The following is a 13,278-nucleotide window of genomic DNA, read 5'->3' as shown; positions in this document are numbered from 1 at the left end:
AATCAAGCGTTACGCATCGACGCGCTTGGCACCGGCCTCGAGGCCGGATTTCAGGCTCGCCTCGATGAACTCGTCGAGATCGCCGTCCAGCACCTTCTGGGTGTCCGAACGCTCGATGCCGGTGCGCAGGTCCTTGATGCGGCTCTGGTCCAGCACGTAATTGCGGATCTGGCTGCCCCAGCCGATGTCGGACTTGGTCGCTTCCAGCGCGTCCTTCTCCGCATTGCGCTTCTGGATTTCGAGCTCGTAGAGCTTTGCCGCCAGCATTTTCATCGCGGTGTCGCGGTTCTGGTGCTGGCTGCGGCCGGTCTGGCAGGCCACCACGGTATTGGTCGGGATGTGCGTGATGCGCACCGCCGACTCGGTCTTGTTGACGTGCTGGCCACCGGCGCCGGATGAACGGTACACATCGGTGCGCAGGTCGGCCGGGTTGATGTCGATCTCGATGTCGTCATCGACTTCGGGCGACACGAACACCGAGGTGAAGCTGGTGTGGCGGCGGTTGTCCGAATCGAACGGGCTCTTGCGCACCAGCCGGTGCACGCCGATCTCGGTCTTCAGCCAGCCGTAGGCGTAGTCGCCTTCCACGCGGAAGGTGGCGGACTTGATGCCGGCCACGTCGCCGCCGGAGACCTCCATCAATTCGGTCTTCCAGCCGCGGTTCTCGCACCAGCGCAGGTACATGCGCAGCAGCATCTCGGCCCAGTCCTGCGCCTCGGTGCCGCCGGCGCCGGCCTGGATGTCGACGAACGCGTTCATCGCGTCCATCTTGCCGGAGAACATGCGCTGGAACTCCAGCTTGCCGACCTGCGATTCCAGCTTGGCCAGGTCGTCGGTCACCGATTGCGCGGTGTCGTCGTCGCCGTCGGCGATCGCCATTTCCAGCAGGTCGCCGGCGTCATTCAGCCCGGCGGTCAGCGTGTCGATGCCGTGGACGATGGTATGCAGGCGGGCGCGCTCGCGGCCCAGTTCCTGCGCGCGTGCCGGGTCGTCCCACACGGTGGGGCTCTCCAGCTCGCGGGTTACTTCTTCCAGACGTTCGCTCTTGGTAGCGTAGTCAAAGATACCCCCGAAGCGACTCGACCCGGCCACGAAGGTCGGCGATCTGCGCATGGATGGGATTGGTCTCGATCATGGTTATATCAGCGATGGATGCAAGCGCCATAGAATAACAGACGCACTGCAGCAAACGCCCCCGCTCTCGCAGGGTGGGCGCCGCCCGCCAGCTTTTGGCCGCTTGCGACGAAGAGTGGCGGGCCATGCCCGCCCCACGATCCATCGGATACGCGCATTCAGGCGAGCGCCTGGGCGTGGACGCCTCTCACGGCGCGTCCGGACGGGTCGGCCGCGTTCGCGAAGGCCGGGTCCCACGCCAGCGCAGCCGGCGAGGAACAGGCGATCGACTTGCCGCCAGGCACGGTCGCGGCACAGGCCTCACCGGGGAAGTGCTGCTCGAAGATGCGCCGGTAAAAATAGGCCTCCTTGGTCGCCGGCGTGTTGAACGGATAGCGCGCCGCCGCCGCGGCGAACTCGCGGTCGCTGACCGCCTGCTCCGCGTGCGCCTTCAGCCCGTCGATCCAGCCGTAACCCACGCCGTCGCTGAACTGCTCTTTCTGCCGCCACAGGATTTCCTTCGGCAAGGCGCCGTCGAACGCCTCACGCAACACGTGCTTCTCGATCTTGCCGTGGCCGGCCATCTTGCGCGCAGCGTCCAGTCCCATCGCCACGTCGATGAACTCCAGGTCCAGGAAAGGCACGCGCGCCTCCACGCCCCAGGCCATCATCGCCTTGTTCGCGCGCAGGCAGTCGTAGCTGTGCAGCGCGTCGAGCTTGCGTACAGTCTCCTCGTGGAACGCCTCGGCCGACGGCGCCTTATGGAAGTACAGGTAGCCACCGAAGATCTCGTCCGAGCCCTCGCCCGACAGCACCATCTTCACCCCCATCGCCTTGACCCGCCTTGCCAGCAGATACATCGGGGTGGCCGCGCGGATGGTGGTGACGTCGTAGGTTTCGATGTGGCGGATCACCTCGGGCAGCGCATCCAGGCCCTCCCAGAAGGTGTAGACGAAGCCGTGGTGCACAGTGCCCAGCGCATCGGCGGCGACCTGCGCGGCGGCGAGGTCCGGCGATCCTTCCAGCCCGATCGCGAACGAATGCAGGCGCGGCCACCATGCCTCACTGAGGTCGTCGTCCTCGACCCGCTCGCGGGCGAAACGTGCGGCGCAGGCGGCGACCAGCGAGGAATCCAGCCCGCCCGACAGCAGCACGCCGTAGGGCACGTCGGTCATCAGCTGGCGGTGCACGGCCTGCTCGAAGGCCTGGCGCAAGGCCGGCGCCGCCACGCCATGGCCACGCGTGGTGGCGTAGTCGCGCCAGGGCCTGTGGTAATAGCGCTGCAATTCGCCGCTGGCGCTGTCGTACACATGACCGGGCGGAAACGGCGCCACGTCCGCGCACACGCCGACCAGCGCCTTCATCTCCGACGCCACGCACAGGCGGCCCTGTGCATCGTGCCCCCAGTACAGCGGGCAGACGCCGATCGGGTCGCGCGCGATCAGGTAGCGCTGTGCAGCACCGTCCCACAGTGCAAACGCGAAGATGCCGTTGAGCCTGCCGACAAAGTCGCTGCCCTGCTCGCGGTACAGCGCGTTGATCACCTCGCAGTCCGAGCCGGTAGTGAAGTCATAGCCGCTGCTGGCCCGCAGCTCGCGGTGGTTGTAGATCTCCCCGTTCACCGCCAGCGCCAGCGCGCCGTCGCGCGAGCGCAGCGGCTGCGCGCCGCTGGCCGGGTCGACGATGGCCAGCCGCTCGTGCACCAGGATCACCCCGGCATCGACGAACACCCCACTCCAGTCCGGCCCGCGATGACGCTGCCGCTGCGACAACTCCAGCGCCTGCCGGCGCAACGCCGCCAGGTCGTCGCCCGGCTGCAGGTCGAACATTCCGAAAATCGAGCACATGGTGGAAGTTTCCTCGTTGCTTGTTGTGGACACCGCTCTTCTGAAAAGTCGGCCACGGATGGCCGGGTTTGCCTTGCGCGGATGGATCCGCGCAAAAGTGAATGCACAGCCATCGATGGCCGGGTTTGCTCCGCGCGGATGGACCCGCGCGAAAAATCAAACACACAAAACGAAGAAGGCCCGCACTGGGCGGGCCTTCTTCGCGTATTCGATGAAACTTGCAGCTACGCGAGGGCCCGCCAACGGTTGGCGTTATTGTTCGCGCGATTATTGGTGTTGCCGGCCAGCACGAAGCCACGCGCGGAAGGCGCGGTGGAGTTCAGGTGGCTGGTGGCGAAGGAATGCATGGATCAACTTGAACAGATCGTCCGGCGCTTGGCAAGTGCTGGCACAGCAGTGACGCCAGCCGCCACTTGCCGCTACATTGCCACCAATGAGCCCTGACGCAGCACGGATGTCTGCCCGCTCCCGCACCGACCCGGCACCGATGCCCGCCGGAGGGCGGTCGCTGCGCTGGTGGATTCCACTGCTGGCCGGGTTGCTGCGCGGGTTCTATTTCGGCCGCATCCGCATTGTCGGTGCCCATCAGCAACCCGTGCCGCGACGCCGCGGCCGGCTGATCGTCAGCAGCCATCGCAACGGGGCGATCGACGGCTACACCGTGCTACGCGTGTTCCCTGGGGTGCAGGGACTGGTCTCGGTCCAGTTGCTGCGGCATCCGCTGCTGCGCTGGATGTTCGACGGCATCACGGTGGTGCGCGACAAGGATCACGAACGCTACGGCACCCGGCGCGCTGCGTTCGCCCATCCCGTCGACGCCGGCTGCGCCCAATTGCGTGCGGGCGGCGATCTGGTGATCTTTCCCGAAGGCAGCAGCGAATGGGGCTGGCGGCCACTGCCCTACCAGCGCGGCGCGGCGCGCATCGCGCGCACCTTGCTGGATGAGGGTGTGTCACTGGAGGTGCTGCCGCTGGGCCTGCACTACCAGGCGCCGGACCGCTTCCGTTCACGCGTCGAGGCGCTGGTCGGCGTACCGGTGACCTTGCCTGCACGCGACGCCGATGAATCCGATCGCGACTGGGAACGGCGCATCCACCAGTCGATCGCCGCCGCGCTCGACGCGGTCTCGGTGAACTGTCCGAACCTGGAGGCCTTTGCGGCGGCGGAAGCCTGGGCGACGGTGCGGGCCGCAGCGGGCGAGTCCTACGCGCTGGCATTGATCGACGCCCAGCAACATCCGCAGGCGCCACCGCCACCACAACCTCGCACTCGTTCATGGCCCTGGGACTGGCTGGTGGTCGCTGCCTTCATACTGCTGGCGGCGCCGGTGCTGCTGGCCGGCCGGTTCGCGGGTGGCAAGGCGGATGCGCGCAATACGGTGAGCTTTTTCCGCATCGTGGGCGGATTGCTGGTGGCCGTGGTCTGGCTGCCCTGTCTGCTGCTGATGACCTGGTTCTGGCCGTGGCCGCTGCTGGCACTGTGGCTGCTGGCCGCACTCGGCTGGTGGCGCTGGCCGCGCGTGATGCATCGGGGGAATCCATGAACACGTCGCGTATCGCGCGCTGGATCAGCCACGCCTTCGCCGCCGAGTTACTACTCATTCTCGTGTTCGGAAGCTTGGGCGCCTGGCGACTGGACGACGCCAATCTGCACGCCGCCAGCGTGCTTGGCGGCATCGCCTGGCTGCTGTTGCTGGCCGCCACGTGGGCTGCGCCCGGCAGTGGCTGGGCAAGCTGGAAAGGCACGCTGCAGTTCGTCGCCTGCTGGCTGATCTTTCCGTTGTTCAAGGCGATCCGCGAGGTGTTCATCCAGCACACCGCCGACGCGACGCTGCTGGCGCTGGATCGTGATCTGTGGGGTGGCCGCAGCCTGCCGGAACACCTGCTGGGCTGGGAACGGCCGTGGCTGTCGGAGCTGCTCAGCAGCGGCTACTTCCTGTTCTATTTCGTGGTGCTGCTGCCAGCGATCGTGTTCAGCGTGCGCCGCCGCAGCCCCGAGGCGAAGGCGTTTTTCCTCGGCCTGACCCTGATGTATCTGGTCGGCTTTGCCGGCTATCTGCTGGTGCCCGCCGGCGGACCCTACATGGCGTTTCCCGAGGTGTTTCCCTATCCCGTGCACGGCGGCGCGATGACCGCCCTGCTGGCTGGTGTGGTCAAGGCTGGCATCACCGGCATGGACGTGTTCCCCAGCCTGCACAGCGGCATCGGCGTGTATGTGCTGGGCTTCTTCGCGCTGGGCGGTTATCGGCGCATCGCGCTGCTGCTGACGCCGATCATCCTGGCCTTGCTACTGGCCACGCTGTACCTGCGCTATCACTATGGCATCGACGTGCTGTGCGGGATCGCCCTCGCCGCTGCGGTGCTCGCCTTCGTCCAGCGTTACCGCAAGGAAAACCTCGCATGACCCAGCTCTTCGCGTTCACCGATCCGCAGGCTGCCGAGCATGCCGTCAGCGGCGGCAAGGGCGCCAACCTGGCGCGCGCCGCGCAGCACCTGCCGGTGCCGCCGGGCATCGTGATCGGTAGCGAGGTCTATCGCGAGTTCGTGGCGCCGCTGCATGAGGCGATCCGCCACGTGCTGGACGATGCCGCGCTCGACCACGCCGCGCGCAGCGAGCGCATCCAGGCGCTGCTGCTGGCGCAGCCGTTGCCGTCGTCGCTGCGCGGCGAATTGGCCGCGAAGATGGAAGCATTCGGACTGGTCGATACGCCGGTGGCGGTGCGTTCTTCCGGCACGTTGGAGGATCTACCCGGCGCCGCGTTCGCCGGCCAGCACGACACCTTGCTGGGCATCCGCGGCGTCGATGCCGCGCTCGACGCGATCCGCCGCTGCTACGCCTCGCTGTGGAACGCGCACGTGCTGCCGTACCGCGAACGGATGGGGCTTAACCACCTGGATGCGGCGATGGCCGTGGTGGTGCAGAAGATGGTGCTGGTGAACGAACGCGAGGCCGCCGGCGTGGCGTTCTCGATCGATCCGGTGCGCGGCGCACTGGACCAGGTGCTGATCAACGCCGCGTTCGGCCTCGGCGAAACGGTGGTCGGCGGCGAGGAGCCGGTCGACGAGTACTGCCTCAAGCGCAGCGACATGAGCGAGGTCGAGGCGGTGATCGCCGAGAAGCCGCAAGCGCTGGTGACCGATGCCACCGGCGGTACCCGCCACGTGACGTTGTCGGCCGAACAGGCCTATACCCCTGCCCTCGACGAAGCACAACGCCGCGCGGTGGCGCAGCTGGCGCTGGCCGCCGAGCAGCACTTCGGTTTCCCGCAGGACATCGAATGGGCGTGGCAGGACGGCACGCTGTACCTGCTGCAGTCGCGCGCGGTGACGCGCATCCCGCCGCGCTGGACCCGCGACGAATCGGCCGAGCGTTTCCCCACGCCGGTCACGCCGCTGACCTGGGACCTGTGCGAAGCCGGCTTCCACGCCTCGCTCAACCACAGCTTCAAGCTGATGGGCCTGCCGCCGTTCGGCGACAAGTGGTTCGCGATGCGCGACTACTACATCTACGGCAACCAGAACGCGGTCGAACTCTACAGCGGCCGCACGCCGGCGAAGATGCTCAAGGACGTGGAAAGCATCCGCGCCGCGCTGCCGCAGATCGCCGCGCAGTTCGCCTGGGTGCAGGAACTGCCGGTACGCTGGATGCGCGACCTGGACACCTACCTGCTCGGCATCGGCGCCCTGATGCGCGAGTCGCTGGACGGTCGCCCGCTGAACGAGCTGTGGGATTACGTGTTGCGCATCAACGCGCTGGGCGCCAGCTACTTCCTGCCCAACATCGCCATCTCGCTGACCCAGCGCACGCTGTACCTGGCCCTGCAGCAGATGCTGCGACTGGCGCTGCCGGCCGAGCAGGCGCAGCAGGTGTTCGACCAGTTGCTGGCGGTCACCGACACCAAGACCGGCCAGGTCAATGCCGAGCTGTGGTCGCTGTCGCGACTGGTGCGGATGGATGCCACCCTGCACGCGCGGCTGCGCAGCGAACCCAGCATCGAACTGCTGGAAGAACTGCCGCAGTACCCTGCGTTCCACGCCGAGTTCCAGCGCTTCCTGGCTCGCCATGGTCATCGCGAACTGGATTTCGACGCCTACCACCCGACCTGGGTCGAGGCGCCACAGATCGTGCTGGACCAGCTGAAGATGCTGGTCGATCGCCCCGACGAGGATCGTGCAGCCGCCGAGTTGCGCCAGAAGGCTGCGCAATCAGCGATGGAGCACACCGTACTCGATCACGCGCCGGAGGAACTGCGCTACCTGGTGCACGAGGTGATCCGGCTGGCCCGCACCTACACCGCACTGGACGATCTGGAGCATTACCAGACCACCCGCCTGCATCTGCCGTTCCGCCGCGGGTTGAAGGCGATCGGCATGCAGCTGGTCGAGCGCGGCGTGCTGGCCGATCCGATGGACGTCTATTTCGTGCCGCTGGCGATCCTGGACAACGCACTGCGCAGCGACGAACTGGCCCCGATCACGCTCGCCGCGACCCGACACAAGACCGGTTACCTGGCCGCCTGCGCGCGCACGCCGGACTGGATCTTCGGCGAGGCGGAACCGGTCGTGGTCGACGGCAGCAGCGTGCTCAAGGGCCTCGGCGGCAGCCCCGGCATCGTCGAAGGCGAAGTGTTCGTGGTGCGCGGCCCGGAAGACTTTCCGCACTTTCCGAAAGACGCAATCCTGGTCGCGCGCACCACCAACCCGGCATGGACGCCGCTGTTCTACCAGGCACGCGGGGTGATCACCGAAAGCGGCGGCCCGCTGTCGCACGGCGCGGTGACCGCACGCGAACTGGGCCTGCCGGCCGTGATGAGCGTGCGCCACGTGATGCGCCTGCTCGGCAACGGCCAGCGCGTGCGCATCGATGGTCGAAACGGTACCGTGGAGATTCTCAGATGGCCGTGATCCAGCGCGTGGCTTCCTCGATGTCCACACCGTGGAACAGGCGGAACTGCGCCGGGATGGCAAAGCTGAAGGCGATGGCGGTGCCTCGCAGCCAGACCACATCGGTGACCAGCGCCACGCGATCCCAACCGCTGAAGTGGCGCATGCCCAGCTTGGCGTCGTCCCACATCGCGCCGGGGTCGAAACCGGTGAAGTCGTCGGCGGTGACATACAACAGGCGCAGCTTGCGGTTCAGTGCGAACGCCGCCTCGATGTCCGGCACGATGATGCTTTCGTAATCCGCTGCCGTGACCTGTCCGTGGGCGCGGAAGCCCAATGTGCCGGGCGGCAATCCTTCGATCTGTGCGATCACGGGCGTTCTCCGTGGGTGGGGAAGGCCAGTCTGGATCCCGACACGTGAAAAGCGCGCAAGTCGGCGGCGACGGTACGACTTTTTTGCAGGGAGCGTCGCTCATGCCGGCACCGCCACTCTCGCCTGATGTCGTCACCCCCGCGGCGTCATCATCCCGCCGTGTCGTCATCCCGGCGAAGGCCGGGATCGCATCAAGCCGGTGAACTCGTCAGTCATCGGATTTCGCCACGGCCAGGTGCGATTCCGGCCTTCGCCGGAATGACAAAGGGAACGTGTGCGCGTGGCTCCGGCCCTGCTCAGGCCGGCTCGATATGGCGCAGCAACAGACGCGGACTTTCGCGGCCCTGCCAGTCGTTGATGGTCAGCTCATAGGCGGCGCGCAGCCGCGGCGGTGGCGGCTGGCCGTGGTACGCGTTAAACATCACCGCGTCGTGCACGGCGCCGTCGCGCGGGTCGCGTAGCTGCAGGCGCAGGTGGCACCCGCCCATCAGCTTCCAGCTGGCGCACTCGAACAGGTTGTCGAACAGCGGTTCGGGGAAGGCCTGGCCCCACGGGCCGGCTTCACGCAGTTGCCGCGCCAGCACCAGCGTGGCGGTGCCAGGCGGTAGTTCGCCGTCGGTGTAGAGCACCGCCTGCAGGCGCTCGGGCTCGATCAGTTCGCGCGCCACCGCGTCGAAGGCGGCGGCAAAACGTGGATAGTCGCTGGCTTTCAAGCTCAGCCCCGCCGCCATCGCATGACCGCCGAAACGCTCGATCAGGCCGGGCTGACGCGCGTCGATCGCGGCCAGCGCGTCGCGGATGTGGAAGCCGGGAATCGAGCGCGCCGAGCCGCGCAGGTGGTTGCTGTCGTCCTCGCTGGCGGGGGCGAACGCGATCACCGGGCGATGCAGGCGTTCCTTCAGTTTCGAGGCGACAAGGCCGACCACCCCGGCGTGCCAGGACGGCTCGAACAGCGCCACGCCGACCGCATCGACATGCCCCAGGCCAGCCACCATCAGCTCGGCCTCGGCCACCATCGACGCCTGCAGGTCGCGCCGTTCGCGATTGATCGCGTCGAGCTGTCCGGCATAACGGTGAGCCTGCGCCACGTCGTCGGTGAGCAGGCAGGCCACGCCCAGGCGCATGTCTTCCAGCCGCCCCGCCGCGTTCAGCCTCGGCCCGACGGTGAAGGCCAGGTCGGTGGAGCACAGCGTCGCCATGCTGCGTTTGCCGGCCTCGACCAGCGCGGCAATGCCGGCGCAGGCACGACCGCCACGCATGCGCTGCAGGCCGGCCTCGACCAGCACGCGATTGTTGAAATCCAGCGGCACCAGGTCGGCCACCGTGCCCAGCGCGACCAGGTCGAGCAAGCCCGAAAGATCGGGACGCCGGCTCTTTTGAACAGTGCGGCCATGGATGGCCGCTTCTTGATCTTCGCGATCAGGATGATCGCTGGGATAAAGCTTCGCGCGCAAGGCCAGTAGCAGGTAGAACATCACGCCCACGCCGGCCAGCACCTTGCTGGGGAACGGGTCGCCGGTCAGGTTCGGATTCACCATCGCGTCGCAGGCCGGCAACCGCTCGCCGGGCAGGTGGTGGTCGGTGACGATCACACGGATACCGCGTGCCTTCGCCGCCGCAACGCCCGCCACGCTGGCCACGCCGTTGTCGACGGTGACGATCAGTTGCGGCGTCGGCTGCAGCGAGGCGACGAAGGCCGGACTCAGGCCGTAGCCGTGGGCGAAACGATTCGGGATCGCGTAATCGACCCGCTTTGCGCCGAGCAGACGCAGCCCGCGCACCGCCACCGCAGTGCCGGAGGCGCCATCGCAGTCGTAGTCGCCGGCGATCAGGATCGACCAGTCGTCGCGGATCGCCTCGACCAGCAGCTCGACGGCCTGCGCCATGCCGCCCAGCAACTGCGGCGACAGCATCCGCGCCAGCCGGTGTTCGGCCTGGCCGGGTTCCAGCACGCCACGCGCGGCGTAGACCTGCTGCAGCACCGGATGCACCGAATCCGGCCAGCCGGTCGGAGCACCCCGGCTTTCGCGCCGGCGCAATTGCAGCGCGCTCAACGCCCTGCCCCGCGCCAGTAGCGCCAGCGATGCCAGGGCTTGCGCTGCCAGCGTTCGCCGCTGGCGAAATGCAGCCGTACGGCGCGGCGTTCGAGCAACGGCTGCAGCAGCGGCCACCAGCGCAAGGCCAGCTCGTGCGCCGGCAGATCCTGCAGGTCGATCAGCCAGCCAGCCGCGCCGGCGGCGATGGCCTCGGCTGTGCGCGACTGCCAGGCGACGCCGGCCCGCGCGGCCAGCGCGTGCAGCAGCAGGTCGTCGCTGACCACGCCGGCCAGTTCGCTCATCGATGGCGGCGGCAGGCGCCCGCCGCCCCACAGCCACAGGCTGTTGACTGGCGATTGTCCGTGTGCCCGCCGCCGGGTATTCAGCGGATGCTGGTGCAGCAGCACCTGGACATCGTTGAGCAGCACGCGCCAGCGGCGCCCTTGTGCACCCTGCGGCAGGTGCTGCGCCAGGTCTTCGCCCAGCGCCTGCTCGGGCGCGGCGAAATCCGGCAACGGCGTATCGGGCGGCAGGCGCAGGTGCCAGTGATCCGGGGTAGCGATTTCCAACTGCATGCCGGCCTCGTCGAACACCGGCCGCAGCGGTTCGGCCAGCGCCTGCGCCGCGTCCATGTCCAGGCCCATCCGGCCGCAGGCGAGCAGGCGCACGCCGTTCATGTCCGGCTCCACCCAGGCCGGGTCGGCCAACAGCCAGAGCTGGTCAGCCGCATCGCCGGCGAGGAACTGGCGGGTGATCGCCGCCGCGGGCACGCCGGCGTCGACGCCGCGAAAATGATCGCCCAGACCGCCCAGGTAACCGGTGCCGCCATCCGGCAGGCGGTCGGCCCGGGCCAGCCATGCGCGCAGCGGATGCGCGGGTTCGAAATGTGCCAGCGCGTGCAGCCACAGTTGCAATGACGGATCCGGCACGGGCATCGCTACGCCTCCAGTTGTTCGGTCAGCTCCAGCCACTCGGTTTCGAGTGCTTCCTTCTCACGCTGCAGTTCGGTCTGGCGCTGGCCCAGCCGCATCATTTCGCTGGTTGGACCGTTGTAGGTCGCCGGATCGGCCAGTCGGGTTTCCAGCGCGGCCAGCTCGGTGTCGATGGCGGCGGTGCGGGCCTCGATCTTCTTTACCCGCTGGCGCGCGGCTTTCTCGTCGTCGCGCTGGACCGCGGCCTGACGGCGGCGCTCCTCCGGCGAGACTTCCACCACCTTCACCACCGGTTTCGCTGCCGCGCCGGCCTTCGCGGCCTTCTTGCTGGCGGCGCCCCGATTTTTCAGCCAGCGGGCGTAATCGTCCAGGTCGCCGTCGAAGCTTTCCACCACGCCGTCGGCGACGCGCCAGAAGCTGTCGCAGACCATGCCGAGCAGGTGGCGGTCGTGCGAGACCAGCACCAGGGCGCCGTCGAAATCGGCCAGCGCGTCGGCCAGCGCCTCGCGCATGTCCAGATCGAGGTGGTTGGTCGGCTCGTCCAGCAGCAGCAGGTTCGGCTTGTCCCAGGCAATCAGCGCCAGCGCGAGGCGTGCTCGCTCGCCGCCGGAGAAACCATCGACGGATTCGAATGCGCGATCACCGGCGAAATTCCAGGTGCCGAGGAAATCGCGCATGACCTGGGTGGCCACGCCCGGCGCCTTGTCCAGCAGGTGGTCGAGCGGGCTCGCCCCTTCGCGCAGGCTTTCCACCGTGTGCTGGGCGAAGTAGCCGATCTTCAGGTCCTTGTGCACCTTGCGCTCGCCGCCGAACGGTTCGAGTTCCCCGACCAGGGTCTTCACCAGAGTGGACTTGCCGGCGCCGTTCGGGCCGAGCAGGCCGATCCGCTCGCCCGCCTCGATGCTGAAGCGCACGTCGGCCAGCACGATGTGCGCCGCCTCGCCGCTTCCTGCAGCCGGGTCAGCCATATAGCCCGCCGTGATGTCCTCCAGCTGCAGCATCGAATCGGGCAGCCGCCCCGGCGCCGGGAACTGGAAGCTGAAGGGGCGTTCGGCGCGCACCGCCTCGGTGCCGGCCAGCTTTTCCAGCCGCTTCATGCGCGACTGCGCCTGCTTGGCCTTGGTCGCCTTGGCCTTGAAGCGGTCAATGAAGGACTGCAGATGCGCCCGCTCAGCCTGCTCGCGCTCGTGCGAGATCTGCTGCTGGCGCAACTGCTCGGCGCGCAGACGCTCGAATGCGCTGTAGTTGCCGGTGTACAGCCTGGCCTTGCCGTCGTTGAGGTGCAGCGTGTGGGTGATCACGCCATCGAGGAATTCGCGGTCGTGCGAGATGATCAGCAAGGTGCCCTGGTAGCGGCGCAGCCATTCCTCCAGCCACAGCACGGCATCGAGGTCGAGATGGTTGGTTGGTTCGTCCAGCAGCAGCAGGTCGGATGGGCACATCAGCGCGCGCGCCAGGTTCAGCCGCCCGCGCCAGCCGCCGGAGAATTCCTGCACCGCGCGCTCGTGCGTTTCCGGCGGGAAACCCAGGCCATGCAGCAGACGGCCGGCACGGGCACGGCCGTCGTAGCCGTTCAGTTCCTCGATGCGGTGGTGCGCCTTCGCCATCGCCTCCATGTCGCCGCGATCGCCGGCCTCGGCCTCGGCGAGCATCGCGGCGGCCAGTTCCTCGTCGCCACCCAGCACGTAGTCGATCGCCGCGTCCGGCAGCGCCGGGGTTTCCTGTGCCACCGATGCCAGCCGCAGCTTGCCCGACATCTCCAGCTCGCCGGCGTCGCCCTCCAGCGTGCCCTGCAGCGCGGCGAACAGGCTGGACTTGCCGCAGCCGTTACGGCCGATCACGCCCAGGCGCCAGCCGCCCTGGATCACCAGGTCGATGTCGGAAAGCAGCAGACGGCTGCCGCGGCGCAAGGCGAAATGTCGGAAGGAAATCATGGAAAACCTGGATCGGAACCGGGTGGGTCGTTGCCCGCAGCCGCCCATGATAGCGGCGATGGCGCTATTCTCGACGCGTCGGCTGGTGCCGCCGTGCACAGGCGAATGCCGAACCCATCGCAATCGACGGCCATCGGCATGGCGCAGCACCGGCGGTTCT

General features: G+C 67.8%; 10 protein-coding genes. 4 read left to right on the top strand and 6 right to left on the bottom strand.

Translation table 11 applies throughout. The features are described from left to right. Positions 1 to 9: 9 nt before the first annotated feature. Positions 10 to 1,135, bottom strand: a protein-coding gene (prfB, locus tag QQA13_RS07840; RefSeq protein ID WP_108473194.1) for a peptide chain release factor 2 whose coding sequence is annotated in 2 segments (ribosomal slippage) — positions 10 to 1,059 and positions 1,061 to 1,135 — 1,125 coding nt in all. Because the reading frame shifts where the segments join, the coding sequence is not laid out codon by codon here. A 157-nt stretch (positions 1,136 to 1,292) separates the two neighbouring features. Next, positions 1,293 to 2,960 (bottom strand): asparagine synthase B, encoded by a 1,668-nt coding sequence (asnB, locus tag QQA13_RS07835; RefSeq protein ID WP_108473193.1) that lies wholly within the window; start codon positions 2,958 to 2,960, stop codon positions 1,293 to 1,295. Positions 2,961 to 3,041: 81 nt separating this feature from the next. Here asnB and QQA13_RS07830 point away from each other — a divergent pair, with 81 nt between their 5' ends. Genes QQA13_RS07830 through QQA13_RS07815 form a run of 4 tightly spaced genes read left to right on the top strand, consistent with a single transcriptional unit; the run spans position 3,042 to position 7,864 of the window. Next, a complete protein-coding gene (locus QQA13_RS07830; protein ID WP_159082239.1) occupies positions 3,042 to 3,404 on the top strand; it encodes a hypothetical protein in 363 nt (120 codons plus the stop codon). 10 nt (positions 3,405 to 3,414) lie between these two features. Further along, a complete protein-coding gene (locus QQA13_RS07825) occupies positions 3,415 to 4,503 on the top strand; it encodes a 1-acyl-sn-glycerol-3-phosphate acyltransferase (RefSeq protein ID WP_159082238.1) in 1,089 nt (362 codons plus the stop codon). Continuing rightward, a complete protein-coding gene (locus tag QQA13_RS07820) occupies positions 4,500 to 5,363 on the top strand; it encodes a phosphatase PAP2 family protein (protein ID WP_108473191.1) in 864 nt (287 codons plus the stop codon). The genes QQA13_RS07825 and QQA13_RS07820 overlap by 4 nt, the downstream gene beginning before the upstream one ends. Continuing rightward, positions 5,360 to 7,864, top strand: a complete 2,505-nt coding sequence (locus QQA13_RS07815) for a PEP/pyruvate-binding domain-containing protein (protein WP_108473190.1) — start codon at positions 5,360 to 5,362, stop codon at positions 7,862 to 7,864. The genes QQA13_RS07820 and QQA13_RS07815 overlap by 4 nt, the downstream gene beginning before the upstream one ends. Here QQA13_RS07815 and QQA13_RS07810 read toward each other — a convergent pair. From QQA13_RS07810 to QQA13_RS07795, 4 genes are all read right to left on the bottom strand, one after another. Then, on the bottom strand, positions 7,851 to 8,216 hold the full coding sequence (locus tag QQA13_RS07810; RefSeq protein WP_108473189.1) for an STAS/SEC14 domain-containing protein: 366 nt from the start codon (positions 8,214 to 8,216) through the stop codon (positions 7,851 to 7,853). The two genes, QQA13_RS07815 and QQA13_RS07810, sit on opposite strands and share 14 nt — an antisense overlap. A gap of 296 nt (positions 8,217 to 8,512) precedes the next feature. Beyond that, the gene (gene recJ, locus QQA13_RS07805; protein ID WP_108473188.1) at positions 8,513 to 10,270 is read right to left on the bottom strand and encodes a single-stranded-DNA-specific exonuclease RecJ; all 1,758 of its coding nucleotides are present in this window, start codon (positions 10,268 to 10,270) and stop codon (positions 8,513 to 8,515) included. Next, positions 10,267 to 11,187, bottom strand: coding sequence for a phosphoglycerate mutase (locus QQA13_RS07800; protein ID WP_108473187.1), 921 nt, complete (start codon positions 11,185 to 11,187; stop codon positions 10,267 to 10,269). Before QQA13_RS07800 ends, recJ begins: the two co-directional genes overlap by 4 nt. Before the next feature lie 2 nt (positions 11,188 to 11,189). Further along, a complete protein-coding gene (locus QQA13_RS07795; protein WP_108473186.1) occupies positions 11,190 to 13,118 on the bottom strand; it encodes an ABC-F family ATP-binding cassette domain-containing protein in 1,929 nt (642 codons plus the stop codon). Positions 13,119 to 13,278: the final 160 nt, after the last annotated feature.

The organism is Rhodanobacter thiooxydans (assembly GCF_030291135.1).
Lineage (GTDB): Bacteria > Pseudomonadota > Gammaproteobacteria > Xanthomonadales > Rhodanobacteraceae > Rhodanobacter > Rhodanobacter thiooxydans_A.
This window is presented reverse-complemented; position numbering and strand designations above follow the sequence as displayed.

What these genes read in the sequence shown, in the direction of transcription:
- asnB (WP_108473193.1), bottom strand. Translation starts at nt 2,960, where the DNA reads ATGTGCTCGATTTTCGGAATGTTCGACCTGCAGCCGGGCGACGACCTG.
- QQA13_RS07830 (WP_159082239.1), top strand. Translation starts at nt 3,042, where the DNA reads ATGGATCCGCGCAAAAGTGAATGCACAGCCATCGATGGCCGGGTTTGC.
- QQA13_RS07825 (WP_159082238.1), top strand. Translation starts at nt 3,415, where the DNA reads ATGTCTGCCCGCTCCCGCACCGACCCGGCACCGATGCCCGCCGGAGGG.
- QQA13_RS07820 (WP_108473191.1), top strand. Translation starts at nt 4,500, where the DNA reads ATGAACACGTCGCGTATCGCGCGCTGGATCAGCCACGCCTTCGCCGCC.
- QQA13_RS07815 (WP_108473190.1), top strand. Translation starts at nt 5,360, where the DNA reads ATGACCCAGCTCTTCGCGTTCACCGATCCGCAGGCTGCCGAGCATGCC.
- QQA13_RS07800 (WP_108473187.1), bottom strand. Translation starts at nt 11,187, where the DNA reads ATGCCCGTGCCGGATCCGTCATTGCAACTGTGGCTGCACGCGCTGGCA.
- QQA13_RS07795 (WP_108473186.1), bottom strand. Translation starts at nt 13,118, where the DNA reads ATGATTTCCTTCCGACATTTCGCCTTGCGCCGCGGCAGCCGTCTGCTG.